This window comes from Lactobacillus sp. WILCCON 0059 (assembly GCF_057197985.1).
Window position 1 is genome coordinate 34479 of the sequence record NZ_JBUBHN010000002.1, and the last position, 26269, is coordinate 60747.

Consider the following 26269-nt stretch of genomic DNA (forward strand, 5'->3'; position numbering starts at 1 on the left):
AATCACGCTCCTTCTTAAAGCATTCTTGGTGCCCACTCAATCTTGTACGTTGCTCCGGTCAAATCTCCGTCACTCTTAAAATGCAAAGTGTTAATCTTCTGCGGAGTAAGCGTAGGGTAGTTAGTTCCCCAGGTCGGCTGAGCCGCTACATCATTCTTTTCAACCTTAGTTTCAATTGAACTAAAGGTAACATGGTCACCACTTGAGATAGTCACGTTAGGATAGCTCTTAACATTCTTTGGCGCATACATGTTGTAGTACTCTTGATTCATTGACCAAATAGAACAGTGTGTCATAGTCAATGCACATGACTTGTAGATTTCAAACGGAGTGACCGTATCTTCCATGATGGAATGTTTGAAGAATCCACAAGCGACACGACTTAATGAAACGTCACCAGTTGGAACGTTAGGCACAGGCGCTTTCTGGTATTTGGTGAATGACCAGCCGTTCTTCATGTGCTTGCCGTTACCATCCAGCTTGTACGCTTCGATATAAAACTTGCCAAACTCACGGCTGAGAGTCACTTCAATCCAGCCGTTAGTAAATGCGTTCTCTTCGTTCTTAGTCTTCTCAGTGTAGTAAGTGTATTGGTATGACGTTTTCTTCTCAGTCTTGGTAGTCGTGCTTGTGCTTGAGCCAGAGTGGGAAGTAGTTGACTTGTGCTTACCACTTTTCTTGGTCTTGGTAGTCCGTGTGGTTGATGAGCTAGACTTTCTAGTTGTCTTGCTTACAACTTTCTTGACAATCGTTGTGATTGATTTAGTCTTGTAAGGCACTTTAACAATCTGGTCATTCTTCTTGGTCTGCCCTTTGAGCGCAGTCTTAGAATCACTTACCAGAGTAAGCACATTAGATTTATCACTCCATTTACTGCCAGGCTTGCAGAATTGCATAATCAGAGTCGGGGCTTCACCAGTTGATGAATCCTTAATCCCAGCTCTAAAGAATGCGTTGTTGCTTGCGTCCAGCAGCATAAATTCAATATCTCCCATGGCTCTAGCGTTATGTGGATGTCCCTTGCCAAACTTGGTATGGTGGATTCTGAATGTAATCTTGAAGTTCTTCATGGTCGTGCTTGTGTCAGCTGGGACAATCCCAGTGCTTACGATCACAGGCCCATACCATGGACAACCGTTAGGCTTGCCGTCCTTAACCGTTCTCATTACTGTATCAGTGCCGTAGTTTTGAACGCTATAGCTCTTGCCGTCAGTAGCCTTCAACTCCTTGTTCTTAGGATACTCACTAGGCTTATATCCCTTGACCTTGCGAGTGCCTACGGTAATCTTCGTACCATCGGTTTTAACTGAACCACCAATCGTTTGACCGACTGAATCGTGTCCCCACTGAATGTTTGCAAAGTTTTGTGAGATAGTTGCTTGATCTGTCACCCAGTTTGCTAATGTGCCAGATACTGAGTTTGCAATGTCCACAAGGTTAGTTGGATCCCACTTGACTGGAATCAGATTGTTTGTTTCTGACGTGCCACTTGAGCTTGACCAACTCCCTACTTCGGAACTGTCATCGCCAATTGCCATGACACCGCCACTGTCAGTAATAAACCCTACATGGTGTGCGGCCTTGCCACTGGCGTATAACACTTCAGCTTCAAACTCGGCTGGTGCTGTGCCGTCATTGTAATTAATCTTGATCTCTGCGTTGTCGTTTGAACTGAACACGCCTTGAACCGTGTGCATAGGCAAGTAAGCCCGTGGGTCAGAGCATTCAAACGTAATGTCACAGGTAAAGTCTCTGGTCTCATCGTCATGCAAATACTGCGGATTGCCAATGCTTGTGATGTGACCAACATAATGCTTGTGTGCATGGTAACCAAACCCCGATGCTTTCTCATTGCCAAACACTAATTGGTATTCCAGCGTTGGATTGCTAGGGTTGAACTTGATAAAGGCCTGGGCAATGTTTTCTCTGATTTCTTGCTCCAGCCGTTCATCAGTCCCGCACTTAGCGAAAATCTGAAAGCTTATTTCCTTGCTTTCATAGTTCATGCCTTCATAGAAATTTCCGTACTTGCCGGGAATGCTTTCATTGACGGCACTCATGGTTGGCCCGATAGAGATTGAACTTTTGACAGGCCGAACCTTAATGTCCTTGATAAAAGAAAGCCCGTTGAACCAAGCATCATCATCACTGATGGTATCCGGGTCAACAGGCGTGTGATGTTCCATGTCGATCATTTGTTCACCTCAAAAATAATACCCACCCTATCCCGTGGCTGTTAAAAGCCACGCTCGCTTATTAATTGTTAGTAGAGCATCTTAGTTTTCAGCTCTTGATTTTTCTTGTATTTATTTAATGCTGAGTAAGCTTGAGCCGTGCCCATGATTGCCGGGACTGGATTATCTTGATTGCTGATTACTTGCTTGAGTTGACCAAGCACTGATGTAAACTGGTCAATCAAAACATCAAGCTTATCTTCGACATTGGTATTCGTATGTTGCATACCTTGACTTGATTCAGCATTGAATTTATCAACCACTTGCTGAGTCAATTGAGTAGCACGGGGGCGCTTGAGTGGCGACAATGGAATAATCATTTCTGGATTATTCCCCTCAGCCACATGAGCTAATTGGTCTGTGGTTACCAGGCCACCATTTGCATAGCCTAATGCTTTGGCTACCTGCAAAGCGCCATTAACGTGTTGTGCGTTGTAGCCACCGCGTTCCCATTGACTTGAAAACGCATTAGCAAGGCTTGCTACAGAGCCATGACCGCCCAGGATTCGCTTAAAGATAGCACTGTCTGAGCCTTCGGCATTCAAGGCAAATGAAACCTGCGTACCTGCATTAGTCCAGCTTGTACCATGCTTTTTAGCATAGGCAATAAGGTTTGACTTACGTCCACCTAACCATTGGCCCAAACCACTAGCGCCGCCGCTTGGGTTGACAGCTGCTGAGTTCAGCCCAGATTCAAATACCCAGTTACCGATGATTGCAGCCATACCTGCCTTGGTAGCGGCTGGGTAGACCTTCTTCATGATCTTGGCAAGCTGTCTTGCACGCTGGGCTTGTGAACCGGATAGAGAACCCTTTACAAATGCGCCTTCCTCAGAATCAAGCAAGGCCTTGTAAGCTTTCTTGAAAATGCCCTTGATGAAGTTGGTGATGTTCTTCTTGAGCGTATCCTTCAGCTTGCCCATTTCGCTAATGTGAGCGAATGAATAAGCAGTCTTTGGTGCATCCCACTTGGTACTGAACAGATTGTTAATCCATTTCACCGGAGCTTTCAGCATGTTTTTGATTGACTTAGGAATCTTTTTGAGAACCTTTTCGCTGGCCTTCTTGATCTTGCCTAACCAACCGCTCAATACTGAAGTGCCCTTAGCATAACCTGGCAGGATGCCCGAGTAACTGCCATCCATCAAGCGCTTAGTGTCTCTAGCATTTAAGACTTGTTCGCCTGCTCTAAGCTGAGTGAACTCAGCCCCACCTGCTCCGACAACTCTTACGTTATCGCCATATGGAGTGTAGACCAGTTCCGGCCCTGCTTCGCCCACAAGGGCTAAGCCGTTGCGAGCCACACCGCCAGTTGCGTAACTGTTTGCTGAGATGTGGGCTGACTTCTTAGTGCTAGTCTTAGGCTTTGTATTTGCCTTGCCGCCAAAGAAGCCAATGAACGCATTCCACGCATCCATGATTGCCCCAATCACGCCACTTGCATTTTCACTTTGAGCATTGTAGGAATCAATACTGTTGTTCCCTTGGCGGACAATGTGCTTGCTTACTTCCTTGCTCTGGCTTTCAGCATACTCAATCGTCTTGTTGTGCTGATTCTTGGCCTGCTTTACCACGCCTTTTCTAGCCGCATCAGCCGCATCAATCTTGGCTTTCTTTTCGTCTAAGGCTTTATCTTTAAGTGCCTTGTACTCAGAATTGCTGATTGTCTTACTATCGTCACGAAGATGTCTGAGAGTTCTAACTTTTTCTTTGTATGTATCCTTTGCCGCTTGAACAGTCTTATCATGTTGTTTGTTAGCATTCTTGATAGTTTTCTCAGTAGCCTTAGCACTGTTATTAATCAGCTGGCCTGCTTCCTTTTCAGAAAGCTTGCCCTTCTTCTTAACAATGCTTTGCATCTTAGAAAGCTCTTTATTGTTTCTGGTTTTCCAGTTTGCTTCCAGAGCTTTTGTTAATGCCTTCTCGTTTTTCTTTCTTGAGCTGGCATATTTGTTATCGATTGCGACTAACTTGCCTTGCAGATTTGCTTCAGCAAATTCCCGACTAACGCCCTTCTTCTTCAAGTCCTTGTAGTACTGACTGTAAGCTTTAGATCTTTCTTTGGTTTCAGCTTTTGTATCTTGGACTAATTTATCTGCAACGGTCTTGTTGTGCTTTTGACGTTTAGTGTCAGCATCTTGAATTTCACCCATTGCTTTCTGATACTGTTGTTTGTTAATGACCCCAGACTTCAAGGCAAAGTCAAGGGCTTTTTTATCACCCTTCATGCGAGCATTTGAAGCCTTGTCAGCTTTCTTCTGCAAGCTTCTGTACATGTCTTCAAGAGACTTGCCAGCGTTCTTGATGGACTTGCTATTGACGCTTACTTTGAGTTTAAGGTTAGCCGTGCCCAGATTTCTTACATCCTTGGCAACGTCTTCGGCCTGCTTGACTTGTCCCTTATCTAAGACGGACTTCTTATTCTTAGCTTTAGGTGTAATCACACCTTGTTCGCTCAGTGGTTTTAAATTTGATGCAGTGATACCGCCTTGGCGTTGCAAGCGGAACTGCTTACCTGTTTTCTTAGGCGTGTTCTTACCGACAAGTTCGCCAACTGTGCCGCCGACTAGCGAACCAATTGGCCCAGCAATTGCTAAGCCTATCGTTTCACCAACTGCTCTGCCACCTCGCTTTAGCCGCTCATCCTTAGTGGCACCTTTTAGTGCGCCGTAAATATCACGGCCAACATCCCAAACTACAAGTGCTGTACCGATAACACTCATCAGCTTGCCAGCTACTCCTGCCGCTTTAGACAAAAATCCAGCTGACTTGCCAGCCGTTTCAACAGCACCTTCAACGCCTTTAGCTATACCGCCGGAATATTCAACGGCTTCACCCATTTCTTGGGCGAGCTTTGTTCCAGTTTGCTTTATAGCACCAGATTCTGTCGCACCTGCACTTACTTCCTGGGCAATAGCCTGTCCTTCTTCTCTAGCGTAAGGAATGATTGAGCCTTCGCTCTCAGCACCAGAGACAACCTTTTCAGCTGACTTGCCACCTTGGTTGTAGTCAATGATTGACAGATCAGAGTTAGCACTTTCCACACCAGACGGAGCTTTACTCCCAAGCGGTCCATGTTCTGATTTGTACGTAGTAGCGTTAGCTACTTCTCCAGCATATTGATTAATGTCAATCTGCTTTTGTTGAATCTGACTAAGCAAATCGTTTGTGATGGTCAGCTGTTCATTTACGCCTTTGAGTTGAATTTGTTCGGTAGTCAGCTTCGAACCAAACAAACCATTCTTTGCCATCGCTCTAAGGTCTCTGAATCCGGCAATAGTCCAGCCGAATACTGCATTAAATAATTTGACAGCCGCCGCACCAGCAATAAACCAACCGGCTATTCTGCCCATCCATTTAGCGCCATCGCCTTTCTTGCCGGACATCATATCAAAGAGTTTGACTACTGGGCCGAAGACAACTTCGGTTACCTTGCCAATATCCTTAACCCCGGTCACAGCGCCTTCCAGGAATTTAAGAATTGAACCAGACCGCTTAGTAATTCCAGTAAGCAAGCCACTGACCATATCGGATACATCTTTAATGGCTTGCTTTCCTTCCTTGCTTACAGTCCATTTGCCTAATGATTTAGCCACCTTGTTCACGGTTGGCAACAGTTGGTTGCCGATCATGATTCCAGTAGCCCACAAGGTTTCTTTTAATGCCGCCATCTGGTTCTTGGTGGACTGCATGTTCTTCTTAGCCAATCTGGTAATGTAGTCACCAGATTCATCTTCCTTGATGTGTTTAATCAAGGTCGTGATGCTCTGGTCAGTCTTGCCTACTTCCCCAGCTGTCTTAGCTAAGTCTTGAGCGGCTTCCATACCAGTAGCACCGAAGACTGTCTTGTAGAACTTAGCCTTATCTGTACCGGACTCACCGCCTAAGTGGTCATTAATTTTCTTGAAGATTTGGTCAATTGAAAGCAAGTTGCCTTTTTGGTCGGTAAAGTCTTTCGTTGACAGTCCAATTTTCTTAAACGCTTTTTGCGCTGAATCGGTTGGACCAGTCAAGGAAGTCAATACCTTACGCAGACCAGTACCTGCTCTCGTACCGTCCCAATTATGTTATCGTCCAGGCTCTTTATCCTGGGCATCACTATGTTTCCATAGTGTTCAGACTATATCATCACCATGGTTAGGTGGTCCGCACTCGTGGATGTTTCAGCATAGCTTTTGCCGTAGCTTACTTCATCTAGTCGTTACGCCTTCTCCAGGTTTCCCTGTGAGCTTGGCACGGGATTGGCTTATCTATATCAGACTTAGCGTTCCCCGTATTCACGGACTTTTCATGCTGCCATTTCTGACAGCCGGGACAAACAGTTTATCCCACGGTTCGCCAATTCCCCAAGAGCGGCCGCTGTTTCTTCAACCGAGTATCCAACATTGTGTGCAGTACCAGAAACATACGCCATACCAGCGCCCAAATCTTTGAAGCTAGTACTCGTTCTGTCAGCGGCTGACGCAATTGCGTTGTTAACTCGCTTGGAGTTAGCGGCCATCTTAGTAGCATTCTCAACACGCAGACCGAATGAGTCCAATACGGTTGAGGATACCTTAACGACATCTGAGAACTCATCGCCAGATGCCTTTGATGCTTTAAGCATGGAGTTCATAGAACCTAATGCGGCAGTCCCAGAATACCCACGCTTGATTAATTCTTCGTACTGGGCACCAATATCTTTTTGACTTACCCCGTACTTAGTTGATAATGCCACGGCTTGTGACATCATCTTATTCATGTTTCTCATGGATTTGGCTGAGCCTTCGCCCGCTGTTTCCATGAGGTTTCGTACTTCAATGAATTTGTTCTGAACGTCAGATGCCTTCTTGACTAAGACACCAGCTCCAGTACCCACACTCGCCAAAGCGCCGCCTACCGCTACGGCTGTGGACTTGGCTGAGCTTGCCCAGTTCCGCATATGTTCGCTATTGTTCTTAACGATATCCATCTTGGAACCAGCCGCACTGAAGAAACTGCCAATCTTAGTTGATGAGAAAGAGCCAGCCGCCTGCTTAGCGTCTCTCAACGCTTGCGTAGTTTTCCGCAACTGTTCTGACTGTTCGCCAATAGCCTTGCTAGATGCACCCATCTGTTCATTAAGGCCTTGCATCTTGCCTTTAGCTTCAGTCAGTTCAGCATTTTCAGCTTCGGTCAGCTTGCCGTTCTTAGCCTTCTTAGCGGTCAATCTATCCACAGTTGCTGACTGTGCCTTAAACTGCTCAGTAAGTTCAGCATGGTGCTTTCTGTTCTGGTCTAGCACCATTGATTCAGCCTTGACTTGCTTGCTCAAGCCCTTGACAGTTTGCTGTAAGCCTTCAACATGAGTGCGGTTAGCCCGGTAGAGATTACCCGACTTGCGCAGAGATTCTTCAAGAGCGTTATAAGACTTTTGCAAGCCTTCATTGTGTTCTCTTAAAGCATCAACACCAGTGGACAGTCGAAGAATATGCTGACGTGATTCTTCCATGTCCTTGTTGATTGCCGCAATTCTGATTAAGACATTGGCAATCCTGCGTTGGGTGCTGGCAATCTGACTGTCCAGTTTGTCTGACCCAGCTCTGTACTGGTCTTGAGCTTTCGCCCCGTTCTGGAACTCTTTGCGCAAGCGCTCTTGTTCAGCCCGTTGGTTAGCAAGCTTATCTCTAAGCTTGTCCACCTCCATCATGGCTTCTTCTTCCTGCCTGCCTAAGTCATGCAATCTTTGCCCGTAAGCGCTGAGTGAACCTACCGAACGAGAAAGTTCGCTAAAGTTGGCCTCCATAACACGTTTCATAACCTTCACACGGTTGCTGAAAGTGTTAATAGAGTTTATCGCTTGACGTGCATCAAGGTTGATAACAAATTCATAACCAGAAATTCGTGTCATAGCCTAGTCCTTTCTAGAGTGATTCAAGGAAATCACTTATTCGCCCAGGCCGCTTCTCTCGTGACTGTGCGTTCTGTGCTTCGATATAGTCAGAGAAAGAACTGTTATAAAAATCAGTTGGCAGAATGTGGTAGTTGACCATCATCTGCTGTGCAAGATAATCAATGTCTTGCTCTAACTGATACAAGTCCCAGATTACTTGTCTTCTTCTTGTTTTGGGTCGGAGGCACCTTCATCATTAAAATCTACGCCATCTTCTGCAAGCTGAGATTTCAGCATAGCTTCGTTGACATCACGCAGGTAGTCACCGGTTGCCAAAGGCATGTTGAGGAACTTGTCGCAGACTTCTGAATAGAACTTTTGAATGTCACTGAATGACATGTTGTCCAGTTCCTTTGCGTCAGCCTTAGACAAGCCCAGCAACTTAGTTACGCCTTCCATGATTAATGGATTGCCTACATCTTCATAATCAAGAATGGTTGGTGACTTCTGCTCTGCATCGAGCTTTTCTTCCAGTTCGTTGTATGCGTCAAGAATCTTTCTTAACCCTTGGCTAGCCAACTTCATGTTAGTGTTAGTGTCTAAGATGTGGTATTCCTTTTCGCCCATCTTGAATGAAACTTGTTTCATAACTTTTTCTCGCTTTCTTTCAATGACTGTTATTGTTAGTGCCCACCCGTTCCCGGCAAATAAAAAAAGCGAGCAAGACTTTGCCACACGCTTACGTCTTGCCCGCTATTAATTACTTACCAGTACCAGTTGAACTAGTAGTACCAGTAAACATAGTTTGGCCAGGCATTACCGCAGTAAAGAACTTAGCCTTGTCAAAGTCAGAGTCTGATGCGTAAGCACGTACGAACGGCTTGCCTTCAAAACCATCGAATGACAATGCTTCAAAAGTAATCTGGTCGTCTGATCTAGTTTCGGCAGTGTCCGTGTTGGTCTGTACGTCCATTGATGATTCAGTACAGATACCACGGCCAAAGCCCATGTACAATTCCTTGCGGTCTACCGGGTCACGAGTTACTACCACGCACGCAACTTCTACGTTGTCGTCAGTTGGTACCCAGTAGCCGTTAACCTTCTTGTGACCGAGAATTTTTTCCTTGACTTCATGGTTGATTGCGTTTGAGTCAATAGCAATTGAAGGTGCCGCTTGACCCTTGGACACATCTACCACACGGTCGTTACCGTTGATCTTGGTGTTTGACCCAGCAAGGTTAGTGATGTTGGCTTGCTTAGTACCCAAGTTGCCCTTAGACTTGTCGGTGTCAATTGCAAAGATACCGGATTCGCTCAAGCCATCAGAGCCAGTCTTGATCTTGCCAGTGTTCACATCACGCAATGCGAAGTACACCATTTGTAAACCAAGAGATGCCATCTAATCGTTTCTCCTTAATCTAATAGATCTTTTACGTAATTGAATTTGTAAGTATTGGTAATGTTTTGGCTGTCTGGTGTCATTGCCCAGCCTGCATCGGAATACAAGGCATAGCCTTTGGATAACAAAAAGGCCTCAACACTTCGTGCGAGACCTTCAATGTCGCCATCATATGTAGGCGGGCAATAATATGTAAGCTGGATTCTGCCCAGTTCCGTTACTGGAGCATTGTTAGCGTATTGCCTAAACTTCATTGGGACTTCGTTGACAACTACGATTGGAACATCAGTGCTGGTATCATCTTGCGGAATCATGAAAGCATGAACATGATTAGCACTCAGTCCTTCGAATTTGTCTACATTGTCCTGCAAAAGCATAGCCAGTTCTGCGGCCTTAGTCGCCATCGCTATCACCTTCGCTGTCAGCTGGAACTAAGTCTCCAGTATCATCAAGTACGACACCGCCACGAGTGTTGATTTCGCCCAGGATTCTGTTGAGCTTATCAGCCATCGCCTTTTTGACAGCCCCTTCGCTTTCTACTTCTGATTTCTCAAAGTAGAACTCACCGTTGACGTGTGGGAATGGACCACCAAATTGGTTACGTGGATCCCAGCCATCGTTAATGAAACGACCAACATAGGCGAGCTTCCCTTCCGTAGAGAAGCCCACCCCAACTGCCGTCTGCCCACGTTCATGAGCGACAATCAGCGTGTCAGCCATTTTGTCACGGTCATGCTTGTTGTCATAGGGAATGCCCTTAGAATCATCGTGGTGAGTGATAGGGCCACCCGGAGAGTCAGCTCTATCGCGCGCAAGAAAATTCTTTTTAAGGACAACCTTATAAGCCTCAGCACCTGCCGTGTTGATACGGATAGCTTCCCGCCCAGTAAACGATGAGCGAAGGGATGCCAATACCCTATCGATATTGCCTGGGTCGCTGACCTTCATTCGAACGCCGGTACCCGGCTGATTCCAATATTCAACTCTACCCATGCTTATCAACCTTTCTGCACGTCAGAATGTCAAAGTCCTTAGGCGAGCCAGTATCGTCATACGCAATGCTGTAAATGTCATAGACAGCATCCTTGCACTTGAGCTTTTGCTCAGTCGTGACCTTAGGATTGTGTCTAATAGCAAACTCCACTGCGTCAGTAATTCCGTTGCCAGCCAATGACAATTGTCTTGACTGACTGATGTTCCACTCAGCACCCCACACGGTAAGGTCTGGCTTAAACTCTTCAATGTATCTCCCAGTGTTAGGATTGCGTTTAGTGCCGGACGTATATTTGCCAAACTGCAATCTCAGCTTCATTCGGGAAGGCTTTACATTATGTGCCATCGTTGGTGTCCTCCTTTAATTGTTGCTGTTCGAGTGCGTAACGATAGTCATCTTTCAAGCCGTTGATATCATCACGTTCAATTCTGTTGTAAGACAGATAAGCCGTAGACGTTGTCGTACGGTCATTGAAGTGATTGAAGACTTCAATCCAAACCGCTTGCTGGAATACTGGGTTGTCATCGTAGAAATCATCGATTTGTTCACCGACCGAACCCATGACTTTTCTTCGTGCGGCTAACAGCCAAACCTTCAGCAGTTCATCTTCCACACCCTCATCAAGCTTGCAGAAGTTGCGAACGCTGGTCAGTTCTTCATCAGTGACAGTTGTCTTTAGAGAACTGATTGACATAGGCTGTCACCTCCTTACTTGACCAGGGCTAACAATTGATCCTTGGTCAAGGTAGAGGCATAGCTGATGTTGTGAGCATCAAGGTAAGCCTTGATCTCTGCAACAGTGTTTGCACTAGTTGGCTTAGTGTCAGTGCCAGCTGAACTAGTAGAACCGGCTGAGGCGGTTGATTCACTAGTTGAGCCAGCCGGCTTAGTGCCGGTTGAACCGCCATCAACCGGGGCTATTTTCCCGCTGATGCGTCAACGCCAACAAGACGGAATGCGCTAGCCAACTTGATTCTGTGGTCAAGCCATGCAGTCAGTTGGAAGTAGTTGAAGCCAGTTTGGTAGTCCTTGTATTGTTCAAATACTGGAGTAGCAATGTCGTAGTTCAAACGTGCTTGCTTGAAGTCACCAACAATTGGAGTAGTTGCCTTTGAAGTAAAGTGAACCGGAACGCCAAAGATTTGTTCTGGTTGCTTTTCGTACAAGGTGGTTGAATTGTTTGACAGCTTGTCCAGCATGTCAAAGTAGTCTGCACGAGTCATCAAGATTTGTGCGTTGTCTTGGTAAGCGTCGTCCAGGTCTGCCAAAGCCTTGTTGATAGCCTTAAACATGTCAGTGCCCTTAACAGTCTTGATGTTGTTAGCGGCATTGTAGAATGACATGTGTTCTTCACCAGTTGCTGGGGATGCTGACAATGCGGCAGTCAATTCACGTTCTTGCAATGCTGAGGACAGTGCGTTGTTTACGTATTCAACCAGGTTGGTGTCAGTGCCGTTCAAGATAGTTTCTGAGATGCCTGCACGAACCTTAGTCTTGAAGCGGCCAAATTCGATTTCGCCACCCTTAACAGTTGCGTCCTTAGCCTTGTCGCCGTCCTTAACTGCGTCAGTTACAACTTCAAAGGCAATGGTTGGCAATACCAGGTTGGTAATGGTTGAAACTTCTTCCATTGAACGAAGTGGGTTAACTGCCAATGGTTCGTAAACCAGTTCGCTTGCTACGTTGATTGGCAGGATATCTGAACCGTTAGTGGTGTCCTTGTCATCCTTCAATTCGTCCTTGATTGAGTGCCACTTTTCAAGAGTTGCGGCATCTTCTGGCTTCATGGTTTTCCGAATCCAAGCGGCTTCAATGGTTTCCTTCTTTTCTTCTGGAGTCATGACAACTTCAGCCTTAGGCTTGTCCACTGGAGTAGCGGCCTTGATTTCTTCGGCTGCAGCCTTTTCGTAAGCTTCGTTGATAGCTTCGAACTTAGCCTTCAAATCATCACGGTGCTTCTTAGCGGCATCGATTTGTTCCTTGTCAGCGTTTGGGTCAACTGACAGATCAATAATCCGTTGTTCAGCGTCTGCCAGGGTTTCCTTGAGGTTCAAACGCTGAGCGTTCAATTCATAAGAGTTCATCTTGTGTGACATGAATTATTCTCCTTGAGTTAAAATAAAAAGCTGTCGTTCAAGTAGTTCAGTGACTCTTGAGCTGACAGCCGCGCTTGCTCGCGCCATTCTTCTTCTGTGTTTGATTCCGCTTTTTGTTCATCAACTGGGTGAGCAGTAACCAATGACTTTGGAGTATGCTTGAAGCTCTTGGCTTGTTCTTCAGTCAAGCATGCAACCATCTTTACAGGTTCAAGTACTTCATCAGCCAAACCATACTCGGCAGATTCCTTAGCCGTCAGCCAGGTCTCTTCGTCCATGAGCTGGGTCAAAGTATCCACATCTAGCTTGTCGTTTGACTTAGACAAATATGAAGTCTTGATTGATTCCCCCATCTTGTCCATGTCGTCAGCAATCTTTCGCAATTCCTTGGCGTTGCCTTGAGCAATGGTCCACGGGTTATGAATCATGAGCATTGAATTTTCTGGCATAGTGATCGTGTCACCTGCCATTGCAATAACGCTGGCAATTGAAGCCGCCAGACCGTCAATGTAAACGTGAATGTCAGCCTTACTTTGCTTGAGCATGTTGTAGATAGCCACGCCTTCGAAAACATCGCCACCTGGACTATTGATGTGCAGGTTGATAGTCTTTACATCACCAACTTGCTTCAACAAATCTCTGAATTGACTAGCTGACGTATCAGTGTCATCCCAGATTTGGGAAGTGATTTCGCCTTCAATATCAATCTCAGCTTCCTTCTTGCTCAGTGCTTTGTAATTCATCTTCATGTGCGCTTTCACCCCCTTTCGGTACTTGCGAATCAGCGCTTGCTACGCTGGTATCAGTCTGCATTTGATTTTCAAGAATCGCTTCGTAGTACTTATCAAGTGGGTAAAGGTCTTTAGAAATGTACAAGCGGTCTGCCGCTTCATCTGGAATAGGCGCTTGTCCTTCAAGCTCTCTGATTTCATTTGGCTTGAAGATACCGTTGCGAGTAAGCGTTTGGTAGTATTGCGTTCTAGCCGCCGTATCCCCACGAAGCAGACCGTTGACATTGAAGCTAAAGTAAAAGCCCTTTACTCGCTGTCCTGGAGTAAAGAGCTTCATGTTGAATTGAGATTCGTATTGTCTGATGATCGGCATCAAGGTCATGGTCACAAACTGTGAGTTGACGTGTTCAACGTTGGTAGTAGCCTTTGCCTGGTCATCGTTCAAGAATGAAATAGGCACGTTGAAGGCCGTAGCAATTCGAATACGGCTGATCTGTTCAACGCTGGTAAGGTCAGCTGGTTCAAACTTAGATTCATACCGCTCTACCTTCCAGCCTGCTTCTTGGACTACAGCACCGCCGTTTTCCTTGACCATTCGCAGGAAGTCATTGACCATAGCCTGCCGCTTCTCTGGAGAGATAGATCGGTCATACTGGAGAACGAACTTGTCCTTCTTGTCCATTTCATTCTGTGAAAAGTCCTCGATGCTTCTCTGGAACTTCAGAGATGATGAAAGCACATCAATAGGCGAAACGCCGTACCAACTGTTGCTTGGTACGACATGTTTCACGTGAATCACATCGCCAATTGGAATTGTGAAATTGTAAACATCACTGGTCACTCTGTACCAGTAACTGTTGTTGTCCGTATTTCTTAGAATCGATACCGTGTTTGGGTCAAGCGGCCACAAGGCGATAGGCTCGCCAGTCGTGATGCTTCTCTGAATCCACGCGTAGCCATTGCCATTCACGTTGCGGTCAGTCTCTAAGCGGACAATAAAATCAAAGGCCGTCATATTCGGATTAGGTGACGTTCTCAGCAAATCAGCCAAAGGCTCGCTGTCCATTTGCTTATAGTTTTGATACTCATGCAAAGGTAAGCTTGCCAACACGTTTGACAATCTGGTAACGATACTGAAAATGTATTCGTTGCTTTCAAGGATATGTTCTCTTGAAAATCTTGCTTGTTCCAGTCTTACACCTGCCATGTCTAGCGGCTGTGGCATAGGATTCTGAACAATCTGATTTGCTTGGTCGTAAAAGCCGAAGAATTGTCGGACTCTACTCATAAATGACATCTGGGTTAATCACCTCCCCCGTTTAGCGGAATGAGATAAACATGCTCGTGTCGTCATCTTCTTCTGGCTCCATAAGCATGTTGATTACTGTTGTGTGTGCGTCAAGAGCTGCGGCAAAACCGTCAATCTTTCTTGACATGCTAGTCTTGCTTGGCAGCCAATTGTCGTTGCGGTCTTTAACAAGCCGAACATTATTGACGTACCATTTGAACATTGATTGATTATTAAAGACAACCTTGCCGTCCAAAAACATCTCATTCAGATTCTGCATTGGACCGGACAAAGTAATAGCCCCTTGTCTGGTAATGTTGGTGGCAAACCCTTCCAGCTCCAGAGCCTTGTTTAATCTAAGCGCCTTGGCTGGGTCGTAGTTGATCTGCAAGATATCGTATTTTTCAGACATCTCTTTGTACCAATCCAGCACGTACTCATAGTCCACAAAGTCTTTGGGAATTATGGTCAAGTCTCCGGCTTCTTCCCAAGCTCTCATACGCTCTTGATTGTTGTCTCGCTCATAGCGAGGCTGTGGCACCCAAGAGTGTTCAAGGAAGAATACCGAGCCATCATCAAGTGGAAATTCCAAGCAAGCGGCCGTAAAGTCTTCTGTTTCGGATAAGTCAAAACCACCCACGCACTGACGGCCGTCAAGCGTTGACAGGTCAATACTGCGAGTGTTTTTCTTTAGCGTCTCTGGAGAGATAAAGCTAAGCTCATCTGTTTCTGCAAACAAATTGAATTGCTTGGTCATCCAGTCCGCTTTTTCCTTAGGACTGCGTCTGTCTTTCTTATAGTCACCAAGCATACCGGCTAAGTCCATCAGCCCAATATTTGGATTAGCCTTAACCCACATTCTAGGGTCATCCATTTCCTTCTTGTCATCGAGACTGCAGAGAAAATAGAATGTACGCTCGTCTACGTCATCTTCGTAATTGTTGAGACAGTCTTCGCCTTGATCTATCATGTCAGCCAGTGGCCCGTCCAGTACATAGCCCGCAGTCGTGATATAAACAATCAGCGGCTGAGTACGTGTCCCACGTGAACGCTTCATGACGTTAATCAAGGAATAGTCTCTGTATTCGTGAATTTCATCGAACACGCCAAAGTGCAAGTTTTCCCCGTCCTTGTCTTTCTTTTCAGCGGACATGGCAACGATTGAACCATTCGTTGCTGGGAAGCGAATCTCTGAACGTGTCGTTCTAAATCTTTCTGACAGCCACGGGGAGCTGTCAATCATGTTCTTGGCTTCTTTGAAAAGAATTGATGATTGATTCTGCGAGTTTGCCAGGAAGTAAACGTTCGCACCGTTTTCCCCGTCAAAACCAACCATATAGTCAGCCAGACCGGACTCAAGTGTAGTCTTCATTTGTGTTATCGCACGGGTTTTTTATCCCGGCTTCTAGTAGTCGCCTACTAGTTCGGCATATATTTTCTGGACTAGTCCAGGTGCGGTCTCGTGGAAGCATTATATTTGTTCAGCTTCTATGCTCTACAATGCTGGTCAGCCTTTCGCAATCCGGCCAGTTATCTCGGTATCTTCTCAGTGAGGTTTTCACCGATTTACCGCACTTTTACAACGGCAAAACTCTACCGTTCTTACGGCCCATAAAGATCAGCGCTTCTCTGAATCTTCTGAGGCCAGTCTCCTTGTGAACCCAACCAAACAGATTACCAACCACAAAGTGCTGCCAGGGCTGGAGGACCAGTCTTCGAATAGTCCCCTTACTTGGTGCTACCTTCTGTTCAATGAATCTGATTGGCCGCCATGCTTTAGCTTCATCAAACCTCCACATGAAGTTGGGGTCTGTCCTGCTTCGCTCCAGATCGCGTAAAAATCGCATACAAGCCCGTTTAACTTCCTTGCAGGCTATCTGTACGCCATTAACTACATCTCGTGCGTACGCCTCTGTAGCAAGCGCAGGGAGCGGCCTAGATATAAGGTGGTATGCTTTTCGCTCCTGCTCCTTATAATTCTTAACCCACTCTTCAATTCCCCTTGTGTTCATGTTTAGCGGGTTCTCTGGTGATTCAGCGTAATTCAACCTATCACCTCCTTCTGGCTAACGAACTACTTTAAGTAGCAATTCATTCTTCCATGCTGTTGCTTTAAATGAATGTTTGCTTCCTAGGCCAGCCACTAACTCTGTCCCAGGTAGTACTGTATATTCACTGATATAGATTTCCTTAGCTGGACAATTCATATACCAATTGACGAACGCTTCTTCATCAAAAGGTGGAACATCGTAGTATGTGTTCGTACCAGCATAAGGTGGATCACAGTAAACAATGTCATCAAGCTTAATCTTCAGTTCACGATAATCAAGATTAAGGTTCTCGATCTGCTGGAGATTCTCGATTTGCTGGAGATTCTCGATTTGCTGGAGATTCTCGATTTGCTTAAGTCGTTCGTTGCTGTAGAAATATTTACGCCATACGGCATACTTCCCGGACAGCGTGCTTTCTTTGCTTGATTCAGTATAAGCCGCATCAAGCTTTGTTCCACTATCGCCGCACAATAGTGCCCGTGTTGCTAGCATCTTTTGCGGGAATATTTTCTTACCATAGATATATTCTTTTTGGTTGTATCCAAAGGAAAGGAACAGCCGGATAATTTCATCTTCTAGCGTGTATTCGCTCTCTGGTTTTGCCAGTACTGCCTTAAACTGTTCACGGGTTGTAAAGCAAAGTTTTTCAAGGTCAACCTGCTTTTTCTTAAAGATCAGTTCATCAACCAATCGATAAATATGTGGAGACAACTCGTTGTAAGTAATCTTGTTCCATTTGCCTTTAGCTAAAGCATGGAGCGTGACACAAGCACCGCCGCCGAATACGTCAACAAGATGACTTCCGGCTGGGATCAAGTCTAATATTTTATTTGCCTTGTATGTCTTACGCCCAATTCTAGGAATGCCGTTTTGCCATCGATTGTTCACTACCACACCTCTTTATTTGGCTTAAATACTTCTGTCTTCTTGTCCGGCTTGATGTACCGGATTTTCTTTTCTAAGTTCATTCCCTTTTCACGGTGCAGGCGGTTGTGGCACTGCCGGCACACTGTGATTAGGTTGTCCATGCTGAAAGCCTTGTATGAATCATCACCAGTCGCTCTAAGTGGCTCAAGGTGGTGAACAGTATCGCCTAACGTATATCTGCCCTCAGCCTTGCAAATTTGACATAGGTGCATGTCTCTTTGAAGTACCTGCTGTCTGATTGATCGCCAGGAAGCTGAACGATAGAACTCATTGTTGTTAGTTCCAAACCGCTCATTCTTCTTTTCTTCCTTAGCCGGCTGTTTGCCATTCCACACCTTAGGCTTCTTGCTCAAATTCATCGAAGTCATCGCCTTCCGCCAGTGCTTCCTTCTTAGCTTTGGATTGGAGATCATCTTTCAAGTTCAAGGCAAGGCTGGTTCTTGACGTAGGCATAAGCCCCAATTTGTCAGCCAGCTTATCAAGTTCTGTGTTCAGCTTGATCTTCAGAGTAAGGAAACCGGAAGGGTCTCCCTTCTCATTCGACCGGCCAGACTTCTTCAGTTCTTCGTTACACTTCTTAAGTTCGCTCATCATGTCAGCATAGCGGGCAATGGTCGTCACGTCAGCATTGTTGTATAGCGTAGTAGCCTTGAAGGTATCAACAGTCTCTTTGAAGACTTTCTTGCCGTATGAATCTAGCCAAGTGGGTACTTTAGACAACTTGTCATCATCAACGGCTAGTAGCCGTTCATTCTTGATGTTCTGCTTGAGTTCTTTCTTGGTCTTGCGGTTTGGATTGCCGTTCACCAAGGCCACAAGACTAGACTGGATTCTCTGTGCCATTTTCCTTTTCCCTCCCTTCTGGCAAAACAAAAAGGGCAGCCGTTATAGCTGTCCCATTAATTTTCTATGCTACTAATATACCATCTTTGCCCATCTTGTTTGTCTCATTTTTGTCTCATGCAAACATTTGATTGGTGAAGTAGGTGACCACACCTCTGATGATTTTGGGGCATGGTTTTCTGATCGAGAAAAATTGACCACACGCTTTTTGAGCTGATTTTGGGGCTGACCACGCCTGCGCTGTGGTCAATGTCCACACTGTGTCCACGCCTTGAGCCTTACTCTCCCAAGGGATTAAGCAAATTGACCACGTGACCACACCAAAATCAGCCTTATATATAGAGAGGGGTATCTCCCTACCCTAGTATATTCCCCTATACTTTATATATTAGGTGTGGTCATGTGGTCATATATAGATGGGGCTTAGAGCCCCAAGGGTTTAGGGATGACCACGGTAGATAGATTTGACCATGGTAGAGCTTAGAAACGTTGATATAACGGGATTCTTGGTGTGGTCTGATTTTAGGGAGAGAGGTGGTCAATTTGAGAAAATAGCTGTGTCCAAAATTCAGCTAAGAGAGGGGTTGGTTAACTTGCTATCTTCTACACCAGCGCCCGCATGGCCTGTTAATAAAACGCGAATTAAGCCGATCTGAGCCGCTTCAGCCCACTTAGGCATGATTATCTACAAACGAAAATAAAACGTTTCTACGGGCTTGTCTGGGCTTTCTATAGGGTATATAATGTCAGTGACACAAGATTTAAAATTTAACACCGCAAGAATCACAGCCTGGAAAAGTTTTCCTGGGCTGTCTTGCGTTTTGTCCGGCTTGTGCTAGAATGAAGGTGAACGCGATAAGTTCGTTTGGAACAGGTCTAACTCGTACGTATGCACAGGGCGTATAGCAGACTTGCAAAAAACGAATTTATCGCGCGTTAACCCCTGGCGCCCGCTCCCCTAGCCGCTTACCTTCAGTAAGCAACCCCAGGGGGGGTATAGACCAATCCAAATAGCAATAAAATAATAAGTGTTATCAAATAACTTGCAATAGCAATAAAACAATAGTTGTTATCAAATAAATAAAATAATACGTGTTATCTAATATATGACTGCATGCTAAAAGCCCGCTTTTTTGGCGGGCTTTTTTTGGTGCTCAAACTTTACGGGCCTTAACTTTACCGGGCCTTTACCCTGGCAACTTATACCAGGCGCGCGGCTGTGGTCGGTCGGTCTGTGCTGTGCTGTGTGGTCATGGATAGCAGACAAGCGCGCGCTGTGTAAGGTGTCTAGCGTGTCATATAAGCGGGCTTGTGTGGTCTGTGATAGATATCATATAGCGGCCATGTAGCGGGCTTATAAAGCGTACTAGACTAGACCAGGTAAGCCCAGCAATACAGTATCTTGTGAACAGTTTCACATACGACTGCAAAAGAAAAGCCCTGGCCCCGTCAAGGGTCAAGGCTGTGTAAGTCTAGTCTAAGCACTCATAACCGGCCGCGTCTAGCACCGCGCGGGCTTGCTTAGCGCTTGTATCGATATCAAAGAGCGGCGCGCCGCTTGTATCCTTGTAAGTAGTCGATACGTAGCGGCCGCGCGCGCCATCGACGAAGAGCAAGCCGTCTTGCAAGCTTAGCAAGTAGCAGCTATAGCCGGCCGTTAAAAGCTTAAGGATAGCCCCGGCCCGCCGCCGCCGGCTGATATACCAGACAACGCCACCACCAATCACGGCCCCGAAAAGGGCCGGCAAACACAGCGCCGCCGCCGCGTCAACCGCGCGAACGTTGCCAAAAAGCCACGCGGCCCGCGGGCCGGCAAACATAAGTTTTACTAAATCACTTAATAACCACATGATAAATACCCCCTTAGTTGATAGCAAGCTCTTGACATAACCGCTGCTCAGCTCTGGTAGTAGCCCCGTAAGGAAGCACGATGAAGTCCATAGGATTGCTTGCTACATAAGATACCGCAAGCGCGCTATCATCTACGCCGTCAAGCAGAGCCGCGGCCGCCTTGATAGCGTCCTTTTCGTCTTCGTCGTCGGTCTCTTTCAGCTCATCACTGAAAGTATCGCGCCATGCTTTTGCAGTTTGCGTGAAAGCGTCGTTTCTACGGTCAAACTTTTCAACAATTGAAGCCGCCTCATCTTGCCATTCTGCTACCAGGCCGGCCGCTGTGGTATCACCTACGATGTAGGCTAACCAAGCGAACATCCTTTCGCTGTCGACCCCGTCGGTAGCGGTCGCAATTTCATCGCGAACGCTTTCATCGCTTTCAGTCCATTCATCCGGATTGTCGACGTGTGAAAGTACGCCTTCCTTTTGCGCGTCGGTCAAGTCGACACCTACCAGGGCCGCGCCGTCAAGGATATCTTGCAAGCGTACACCAACCCCGGCCGGGTTACAGAACCCGTCCCAAATAAAGTTGCCAATTTCACGAGTAACGTAAGCGCTGTAAATTTTCATTTTAAAATTCCTCCTATATATTAATCTTTTTGTATTCACTTACACCGAAAGTGTCTTCGATGTAAGTACATACATCTTCCGGCAAAAAGCAAGTTGCTTCTTCCGAGCCGTTCCAATTACATAACACCTCGTTATTCAAGGTGTCTACATAGAGACCCGGCCCACCAAGCATAAGCCAAACCCGAATCCCCTCTAACTCTTTATCTTTGCCAATCATGAAAGTGATATCCATATTATCACTGAGATATTCTCTCATTCCGCTTTCATCGTCACTCATAGCTAAATCATATAGTTGAAGTGCTGTTTTTTGAGCGTAGCCGATAACAGCTTTTTGCGTGCTGCTTAGCTCTTTGCCGCGGTAGTCTCTATAGTCATAAGTCATGCTAATATCGAATTTCATTTTTAAGCCTCTTTCTTTACGATTTCTTCAGTTTGTGAAATATCGAACACACAAACCGGCGTACAAATTAAATGCTCGTATTCAGTACCGTCTTTTTTTGTACCTTTTACCATTTTTGGCGCCTCAATGACAAGCGCCTTACTACCTTTTTTGACCACGCGGCCGGCTGCTTTCCACGATTGGAAGCCATTTACTTGTGTTGCAAGGCCGTTCGATTGGTCGTATAGCAATGCGCAATTGCGGTCGCTGTATGGTACTTTACGCCCTTTGTTAATTTGATCACAAAAGGCCGTAAAGTCCGGGGCTTCCTTGTCAAGTGTCTTGATAGCGGCCCGGGAAGCGTCAAGGCGCTTCTTTGCCGGGCTTTTTGGCCGCTTTTGTGTGGTCAAGGCCTTGACTACCTTTTCTTTAGCAGCCGCCGGCGCTTGTTCAATTTCTTTCCGGTCTAAGGCTACGGCCGTGAAGCCCGTATCTTTAGCGGGCTTTTCAGCTGCTACCGGGGCTTGCAAGCTATACCATGCAAGCATATAAGCGGCCGTCTCTATTGTCCCCGTAAGCAGATCACGGCGGGCCCGCTGAAATTCGCTTGCTTCCGTGTAGAAGTCGGAAGTTGTGTTTTGCGAAAGCTTGTCAAACTCATCAAAAAGCTTGTTTCTTTCTGAGTCTGAAAGCTTTTCCGCCTTTTTATAGCACTTTTCAAAAAGTGCTTTTGATACAGCCGGCCGGGCTGTATCAAGCAGACGGCTAAGAAGCTTACTTGATACGGCTTGACCCTCCTCAAGCCCCCGCTTGACGCTTGTAAGCCAAAAAGCTTGAGAAAACGGCTTGCCGGTCTCGTAAGTCATGACCACGTAAGCCCGGCCTTTGCCGCGCTTAGTCATGGTCAAGCTTGCGGCCTTTTTTGGGTCATCAAAAGCGGCCCAAGCAAGGCCCGGCTTGACAAAGCGCCAAACTGGAAAAAGCTCAAAGAGCTTAGCAGAGCCGCAAACCGCTTCTAAGGCGTCGGCCGGCTTTTTCCATCCGCTAGCAGCGGCTTCTAAGGCCGTCGAAGTTACTTTCTTTTCAGTCATGATAGTATCTTCCTTTCTTGACCCCGGCCGGCTTATCTGCTACTATAGTAGATAGCTCTCTAACCAGGGCTTTAAACTTGGCCCGGAATTTCCGGGCCTTTTTCCTTTTTCCATGCAAGCCCGCCGGCAAATGAGCCGGAAGAGCTTGCATTTTTTGCTTGTGTGGTTTATAGTAGTACTAAAGTAGTTGCTAGTAGGCGCTACCCTACATCACGGCCGGCGCTACCCAAATGAGGGTTACAGCGCTGCTACTTTAGCGGTCTAGTCTGTACCGGTAGACTAGCAGACCCGGCCCGGAACCACATGTCCGGGACTTTATTCAGTTTTCAAAGTACTAAGCGGCCCGGGCTTGAAGCCCTTGCCTTTATCTTGACTCGATTGTACTAACAAGTTATGTACTTGTCAAGTGTAATAAAGAATTTTTTGAAAGTTTTTTTGTGTTGCCGTTTTGCCGGCCTCGTTTCAACTTTCAAGATACATTATGAGTGTTTTTATTGTACTTGTCAAGTACTAAGCGCAACTTTTTAAAAGTTTTTTCGGCCCGTGCTTATAAGGAAGAAACGCGAAAAAGTTTTATCTGCTAGAAAAAAGTTTTGATTTTTTTGGCAAAAACGCCCCGCTGCTAGCAGCTTAAAAAAGGCGCCTACTTTTTAAGCCCCGGATCCGCCCCGCTGGGCGGCCTTATAAGCATATCAGCAGCGCTAATCTGTACTGATCCCCGAGGCGTACAGATTTAGAGATTCTATTGATACGATAGAAATCTTAAAACTATATTCGGCCGTGATCGAACAGTTTAGCAAATTCTATCGATTTGCAAGGATTTATAAAACTGTTCATTTTAGCAGATCGTATAGAATTGCAATGTAAGCAGTTTCTGAAAATCCGAAATAACTTACATGAGAATTACATTAATCAATGCTTAGAAAAGAATTATAGCTATAAGTCTGACCGATTTTTGCCCTTTCGCTTTCGCCTTAGGAAGATTTGCTGTACAACTGGGGGGATTTTTTTGAAAAAATTTTTTTCGCAGTCGGTCGGCCGGCCAGTACTGGGCTGTGCTATAATATATTTACAAGCCGTTCACGCTTTTGTGTGATCGTATGGCAAGGGCATTGGTTCGATAGGGTCAACCGATGTTTTTGGTAAGTCCACACGACCATGCAGCGGACCCCGAACGGTATTTTATATAAGGGGCACTGGGCCCTATCAGCCAGTTGCCTTTTGCATATTGACAGACAGCCCAGCTAGTTTGCGTAGAGAGAATCCTATGGAGCTTTCCGGGCTAGTGCAGGATTGTCTATCTAGCACTCACTGACACCAAACAGTGGGTGTTTTTTATTTGCCAATCCAGGCAAGGTGTGGTAGAGTATATAGCGAAAGCCACAAGCTAGCATGGCTTTCCATCCAATATTTCGGTGATTTGCTCTCCCTAAGTGCACTAAAGAGAGAGAAACATACAGTATGTAAAGTAAAGACAGTCAGCATTCTTTCCTCAAGCTGGCTGTCTTTTTTGTTGTGTCATTGTAGTCGTAACCGTGACCACACAGCATAGATGTGTTTACTTAGCTATGGCTTCCTATAATCGTTTCTGAGCTGTTCCAGCACAGATCATGGGCAAACTACCACAGGCTTGTTTAAAACGCCTTGCAGGCCAATTATGGGCTTTCTGGAGGGCGTTTATGATGATTAGTCCAGCTCTGAGCTTCTGCCGAAGGTCAGTACTCATTCCAGGCTTTTAATCAGCCACCAAGCTTTTTTATTCCAAAAAACACCCCCTAGTCAAAAAAACCGACCGCAGAAAAAACACCCCCAGTCAAAATTCAGTCTCAGAAAAATACCCCCCTAAGCTTTTTTCAGATCGTAAAAAATCACCCCCTAAGCTTTTTCAAAGTATAAAAAAATAGCCCCCTTTTGTTTTGGGAGCTATTGATTATTTCATAGCCAGTTTCCAGTTTACTTTGCTGAGATCATCAGAGTAGCGTAAAGCAAAGTCAAACTTTTCTTGGGTTGCCTTGTCCTTGTTCAGATCACGATAGTATTCGCCCAGCTTTTCGTTCTCATCAGCTAATTGCTTAGCCCAGTCCGGCCAGCCCTCTGGGACATCGTCCCAGTCATCTTCATAGTGAGCATGGTAGACTTCCACGCCTACTTTCAGTTCGTAGGTCATGTCGATATGTACATCGAAATGCCCCTGCCGTGGTTCACATGCTGAGCTGTTGTCACTGATCAATTCGGCACACTCGTTAAAGTACTCACCTGCTTCGTCTACATCGTCAATCTTTCCAGCTTCAAGTAAGCTGTTTGCCATTCGCTTGCAGTTAGGATTGTCGAAGTCCAGGTAGATATAGCCTGGCATGTCATTGTCTCTTTCAATGTCGTCAATCTTCAGATCAAAGTCCCAGCGTTTCATTTTAATTTTCCTCCTTTAAGTTAGCGGCCGTATCATCGCCGCCTACCCAGTCAACCCAGCTAGCAAGCTTAGCGTAGTCCACATTTTCAATAGCACGTGTCAGCTGGTCCATGATTTCATCATACAGTCCAGTGTGGCTGTCTGCTCCTTCATTGTACTGGCGAACGTACTCTTTAATTTGATCGTCAGTAATCTTCAACCCGGCAAATTCACGAGCACCAGTCAGCACGTCAGTCAGCTTAACGCCTGCTTGTTCTGGATAGTCCAGGGCATTATCAAGGTAGTCTTCCAGTGGTTCACGGTCGGGAATCTCTTCCAGATCGTAGTCTTCGATGAAGCCCTCGTTTTCAGCTGCCTTTAAAAAGGCTGGCACTGAGCTGTCGTCAATGTCTTCCCAGTCGGCTAAAGTACTATCATCAACCTTAGCCAAATCCTCTCTGCTGATTGCTTGCCAAAGTAATTCAGCATCGTCAAATTCGCCTAAGTCTTCGTGGTTGACCTTTACATTGTACTTCATTGTAGTGCCCTCCTAAAAATATAATCCACCGTAGATTTGATTATTGCGGCTGTTAACCCACATCACATCGTGCAGGTTTTCTTCCTTAGCGTATTCCAGCGCTTCGTCAATATCGTTGAACTCATATCCGTTCTCATCAAAGTTGAAAACGAACACCACATTCTCGTATTCAGCTTGTGCTTGCTGGAAACTTTCTTTAGTAGTCATTTTTGCGTTCCTCCTTACGCTCTCTATTATACACCTTGACAAGTACATTGCAAGGAAAAGTTTTACTTTTTTTCTTGCTTTTCCTTGATACGTTTTGCCAGGTCTCTGAGGTCATCGTCATTGGCTAGATCGCTGATAAACTTTCTGGCCTTTGATCGATATTGCAGGTAACGCATTTCTTCCTTATGAGCTTCATTCCATTTTTGGTTAGCTCTTTTTCTAGCTTCGGTAATTGCCATGTGTTGCCCTCCTTTTTTACTCTATAGTACACTTGGCAAAGTAAAAAGTCAACCGCCCCACGTGTCAACAAAAAAGCCCGGATGTTGGAGCATCCAGGCTTACCATGATTCAATTAAAATGATGATATCACAAATCTACGTTAATAGGAAATTTCTTTGCAATGTCGTATACCACAGGCACGCTGACTGCGTTACCTGCTTGCTTATAAAGCTGGCTGTCACTCAGCCCGGTGGATTGTGCTCTATCAAATTGCTCATCGGTAAATCCCTGGAGTCGCCAATATTCCCTTGGTGTGAGCTTTCTCAGTGCTATTTGATCGCCGTTTTCGCAAAGAATTTGTGGAGTGCGCCCACCGCCTTGTGATGTGGTCAATGTTGGTGCTAATCCCTTAGTGCTATAAACACGGTTAGCTGAAGGATTGCCACCGAAGCTAGTCGATGTGGATGAGTTACCTAGCTGAATGATACGGCCAGTGCGTTTTGAAACGGCTACTTTGTAGTCGCTGGCACACAGTGTAGGCGAAATTCCATCGCCAATTACTCTATAAC

26 protein-coding genes are annotated in these 26269 nt (G+C 45.8%); all 26 read right to left on the bottom strand.

What is annotated here, in order from left to right; genetic code table 11:
* Window positions 1-14 precede the first annotated feature (14 nt).
* The gene (locus ACYVUT_RS11320) at window positions 15-2186 is read right to left on the bottom strand and encodes a hypothetical protein (protein WP_484502116.1); all 2172 of its coding nucleotides are present in this window, start codon (window positions 2184-2186) and stop codon (window positions 15-17) included.
* Between the two features lie 77 nt (window positions 2187-2263).
* The gene (locus tag ACYVUT_RS11325) at window positions 2264-6247 is read right to left on the bottom strand and encodes a phage tail tip lysozyme (RefSeq protein WP_484502117.1); all 3984 of its coding nucleotides are present in this window, start codon (window positions 6245-6247) and stop codon (window positions 2264-2266) included.
* 275 nt (window positions 6248-6522) lie between these two features.
* On the bottom strand, window positions 6523-8010 hold the full coding sequence (locus ACYVUT_RS11330) for a phage tail tape measure protein (protein WP_484502118.1): 1488 nt from the start codon (window positions 8008-8010) through the stop codon (window positions 6523-6525).
* Between the two features lie 288 nt (window positions 8011-8298).
* Entirely contained in the window at window positions 8299-8733 is a 435-nt protein-coding gene (locus tag ACYVUT_RS11335; RefSeq protein WP_484502119.1) for a hypothetical protein, read from the bottom strand.
* A 112-nt stretch (window positions 8734-8845) separates the two neighbouring features.
* Window positions 8846-9484, bottom strand: a complete 639-nt coding sequence (locus tag ACYVUT_RS11340; protein WP_484502120.1) for a phage tail protein — start codon at window positions 9482-9484, stop codon at window positions 8846-8848.
* Between the two features lie 14 nt (window positions 9485-9498).
* Complete coding sequence (locus ACYVUT_RS11345; RefSeq protein ID WP_484502121.1) at window positions 9499-9888, bottom strand: hypothetical protein; 390 nt, start codon at window positions 9886-9888, stop codon at window positions 9499-9501.
* A complete protein-coding gene (locus tag ACYVUT_RS11350) occupies window positions 9878-10477 on the bottom strand; it encodes a hypothetical protein (protein WP_484502122.1) in 600 nt (199 codons plus the stop codon). The genes ACYVUT_RS11345 and ACYVUT_RS11350 overlap by 11 nt, the downstream gene beginning before the upstream one ends.
* The gene (locus ACYVUT_RS11355; protein WP_484502123.1) at window positions 10470-10823 is read right to left on the bottom strand and encodes a phage head closure protein; all 354 of its coding nucleotides are present in this window, start codon (window positions 10821-10823) and stop codon (window positions 10470-10472) included. Before ACYVUT_RS11355 ends, ACYVUT_RS11350 begins: the two co-directional genes overlap by 8 nt.
* The gene (locus ACYVUT_RS11360) at window positions 10813-11172 is read right to left on the bottom strand and encodes a head-tail connector protein (protein ID WP_484502124.1); all 360 of its coding nucleotides are present in this window, start codon (window positions 11170-11172) and stop codon (window positions 10813-10815) included. Before ACYVUT_RS11360 ends, ACYVUT_RS11355 begins: the two co-directional genes overlap by 11 nt.
* Window positions 11173-11395: 223 nt before the next feature.
* Window positions 11396-12574 carry a phage major capsid protein gene (locus tag ACYVUT_RS11365; RefSeq protein ID WP_484502125.1) on the bottom strand — a complete coding sequence of 393 codons (1179 nt, stop codon included), beginning with the start codon at window positions 12572-12574 and terminating at the stop codon, window positions 11396-11398.
* Between the two features lie 17 nt (window positions 12575-12591).
* A complete protein-coding gene (locus ACYVUT_RS11370; protein WP_484502126.1) occupies window positions 12592-13323 on the bottom strand; it encodes a head maturation protease, ClpP-related in 732 nt (243 codons plus the stop codon).
* Window positions 13283-14512 carry a phage portal protein gene (locus tag ACYVUT_RS11375; protein ID WP_484502127.1) on the bottom strand — a complete coding sequence of 410 codons (1230 nt, stop codon included), beginning with the start codon at window positions 14510-14512 and terminating at the stop codon, window positions 13283-13285. The genes ACYVUT_RS11370 and ACYVUT_RS11375 overlap by 41 nt, the downstream gene beginning before the upstream one ends.
* 112 nt (window positions 14513-14624) lie before the next feature.
* Window positions 14625-15965 carry a terminase large subunit gene (locus tag ACYVUT_RS11380; protein ID WP_484502128.1) on the bottom strand — a complete coding sequence of 447 codons (1341 nt, stop codon included), beginning with the start codon at window positions 15963-15965 and terminating at the stop codon, window positions 14625-14627.
* A 205-nt stretch (window positions 15966-16170) separates the two neighbouring features.
* Window positions 16171-16641 (bottom strand): terminase large subunit domain-containing protein, encoded by a 471-nt coding sequence (locus ACYVUT_RS11385; RefSeq protein WP_484502129.1) that lies wholly within the window; start codon window positions 16639-16641, stop codon window positions 16171-16173.
* Between the two features lie 18 nt (window positions 16642-16659).
* Window positions 16660-17532, bottom strand: coding sequence for a DNA adenine methylase (locus ACYVUT_RS11390; protein WP_484502130.1), 873 nt, complete (start codon window positions 17530-17532; stop codon window positions 16660-16662).
* The gene (locus ACYVUT_RS11395; protein ID WP_484502131.1) at window positions 17532-17930 is read right to left on the bottom strand and encodes an HNH endonuclease; all 399 of its coding nucleotides are present in this window, start codon (window positions 17928-17930) and stop codon (window positions 17532-17534) included. The genes ACYVUT_RS11390 and ACYVUT_RS11395 overlap by 1 nt, the downstream gene beginning before the upstream one ends.
* Entirely contained in the window at window positions 17908-18414 is a 507-nt protein-coding gene (locus tag ACYVUT_RS11400) for a phage terminase small subunit P27 family (RefSeq protein ID WP_484502132.1), read from the bottom strand. Before ACYVUT_RS11400 ends, ACYVUT_RS11395 begins: the two co-directional genes overlap by 23 nt.
* A 1472-nt stretch (window positions 18415-19886) precedes the next feature.
* The gene (locus ACYVUT_RS11405) at window positions 19887-20264 is read right to left on the bottom strand and encodes a hypothetical protein (RefSeq protein ID WP_484502133.1); all 378 of its coding nucleotides are present in this window, start codon (window positions 20262-20264) and stop codon (window positions 19887-19889) included.
* Window positions 20265-20277: 13 nt separating this feature from the next.
* Window positions 20278-20877: a hypothetical protein gene (locus ACYVUT_RS11410; RefSeq protein ID WP_484502134.1), complete on the bottom strand. Its 600-nt coding sequence runs from the start codon at window positions 20875-20877 to the stop codon at window positions 20278-20280.
* A gap of 13 nt (window positions 20878-20890) precedes the next feature.
* Window positions 20891-21277 (bottom strand): hypothetical protein, encoded by a 387-nt coding sequence (locus tag ACYVUT_RS11415; RefSeq protein WP_484502135.1) that lies wholly within the window; start codon window positions 21275-21277, stop codon window positions 20891-20893.
* Window positions 21278-21279: 2 nt separating this feature from the next.
* Entirely contained in the window at window positions 21280-22347 is a 1068-nt protein-coding gene (locus tag ACYVUT_RS11420; RefSeq protein ID WP_484502136.1) for a hypothetical protein, read from the bottom strand.
* A 1930-nt stretch (window positions 22348-24277) separates the two neighbouring features.
* Window positions 24278-24757 (bottom strand): hypothetical protein, encoded by a 480-nt coding sequence (locus ACYVUT_RS11425; RefSeq protein WP_484502137.1) that lies wholly within the window; start codon window positions 24755-24757, stop codon window positions 24278-24280.
* A 1-nt stretch (window position 24758) separates the two neighbouring features.
* Entirely contained in the window at window positions 24759-25274 is a 516-nt protein-coding gene (locus ACYVUT_RS11430; RefSeq protein WP_484502138.1) for a hypothetical protein, read from the bottom strand.
* Between the two features lie 12 nt (window positions 25275-25286).
* Window positions 25287-25481: a hypothetical protein gene (locus tag ACYVUT_RS11435; protein WP_484502139.1), complete on the bottom strand. Its 195-nt coding sequence runs from the start codon at window positions 25479-25481 to the stop codon at window positions 25287-25289.
* Window positions 25482-25543: 62 nt separating this feature from the next.
* The gene (locus ACYVUT_RS11440) at window positions 25544-25720 is read right to left on the bottom strand and encodes a hypothetical protein (protein ID WP_016057855.1); all 177 of its coding nucleotides are present in this window, start codon (window positions 25718-25720) and stop codon (window positions 25544-25546) included.
* Between the two features lie 127 nt (window positions 25721-25847).
* A partial coding sequence (locus tag ACYVUT_RS11445) for a DNA cytosine methyltransferase (protein ID WP_484502140.1) occupies window positions 25848-26269 on the bottom strand: 422 nt, incomplete at its 5' end.

What these genes read in the sequence shown, in the direction of transcription:
- ACYVUT_RS11370 (WP_484502126.1), bottom strand. Translation starts at nt 13,323, where the DNA reads ATGAAGATGAATTACAAAGCACTGAGCAAGAAGGAAGCTGAGATTGAT.
- ACYVUT_RS11335 (WP_484502119.1), bottom strand. Translation starts at nt 8,733, where the DNA reads ATGAAACAAGTTTCATTCAAGATGGGCGAAAAGGAATACCACATCTTA.
- ACYVUT_RS11355 (WP_484502123.1), bottom strand. Translation starts at nt 10,823, where the DNA reads ATGGCACATAATGTAAAGCCTTCCCGAATGAAGCTGAGATTGCAGTTT.
- ACYVUT_RS11410 (WP_484502134.1), bottom strand. Translation starts at nt 20,877, where the DNA reads ATGAAAATTTACAGCGCTTACGTTACTCGTGAAATTGGCAACTTTATT.
- ACYVUT_RS11375 (WP_484502127.1), bottom strand. Translation starts at nt 14,512, where the DNA reads ATGGCAGGTGTAAGACTGGAACAAGCAAGATTTTCAAGAGAACATATC.
- ACYVUT_RS11440 (WP_016057855.1), bottom strand. Translation starts at nt 25,720, where the DNA reads ATGGCAATTACCGAAGCTAGAAAAAGAGCTAACCAAAAATGGAATGAA.
- ACYVUT_RS11395 (WP_484502131.1), bottom strand. Translation starts at nt 17,930, where the DNA reads ATGAATTTGAGCAAGAAGCCTAAGGTGTGGAATGGCAAACAGCCGGCT.
- ACYVUT_RS11365 (WP_484502125.1), bottom strand. Translation starts at nt 12,574, where the DNA reads ATGTCACACAAGATGAACTCTTATGAATTGAACGCTCAGCGTTTGAAC.
- ACYVUT_RS11360 (WP_484502124.1), bottom strand. Translation starts at nt 11,172, where the DNA reads ATGTCAATCAGTTCTCTAAAGACAACTGTCACTGATGAAGAACTGACC.
- ACYVUT_RS11400 (WP_484502132.1), bottom strand. Translation starts at nt 18,414, where the DNA reads ATGGCACAGAGAATCCAGTCTAGTCTTGTGGCCTTGGTGAACGGCAAT.
- ACYVUT_RS11345 (WP_484502121.1), bottom strand. Translation starts at nt 9,888, where the DNA reads ATGGCGACTAAGGCCGCAGAACTGGCTATGCTTTTGCAGGACAATGTA.
- ACYVUT_RS11430 (WP_484502138.1), bottom strand. Translation starts at nt 25,274, where the DNA reads ATGAAGTACAATGTAAAGGTCAACCACGAAGACTTAGGCGAATTTGAC.
- ACYVUT_RS11330 (WP_484502118.1), bottom strand. Translation starts at nt 8,010, where the DNA reads ATGAAACGTGTTATGGAGGCCAACTTTAGCGAACTTTCTCGTTCGGTA.
- ACYVUT_RS11350 (WP_484502122.1), bottom strand. Translation starts at nt 10,477, where the DNA reads ATGGGTAGAGTTGAATATTGGAATCAGCCGGGTACCGGCGTTCGAATG.
- ACYVUT_RS11380 (WP_484502128.1), bottom strand. Translation starts at nt 15,965, where the DNA reads ATGAAGACTACACTTGAGTCCGGTCTGGCTGACTATATGGTTGGTTTT.
- ACYVUT_RS11435 (WP_484502139.1), bottom strand. Translation starts at nt 25,481, where the DNA reads ATGACTACTAAAGAAAGTTTCCAGCAAGCACAAGCTGAATACGAGAAT.
- ACYVUT_RS11340 (WP_484502120.1), bottom strand. Translation starts at nt 9,484, where the DNA reads ATGGCATCTCTTGGTTTACAAATGGTGTACTTCGCATTGCGTGATGTG.
- ACYVUT_RS11405 (WP_484502133.1), bottom strand. Translation starts at nt 20,264, where the DNA reads ATGTGGTTATTAAGTGATTTAGTAAAACTTATGTTTGCCGGCCCGCGG.
- ACYVUT_RS11320 (WP_484502116.1), bottom strand. Translation starts at nt 2,186, where the DNA reads ATGGAACATCACACGCCTGTTGACCCGGATACCATCAGTGATGATGAT.
- ACYVUT_RS11415 (WP_484502135.1), bottom strand. Translation starts at nt 21,277, where the DNA reads ATGAAATTCGATATTAGCATGACTTATGACTATAGAGACTACCGCGGC.
- ACYVUT_RS11420 (WP_484502136.1), bottom strand. Translation starts at nt 22,347, where the DNA reads ATGACTGAAAAGAAAGTAACTTCGACGGCCTTAGAAGCCGCTGCTAGC.
- ACYVUT_RS11425 (WP_484502137.1), bottom strand. Translation starts at nt 24,757, where the DNA reads ATGAAACGCTGGGACTTTGATCTGAAGATTGACGACATTGAAAGAGAC.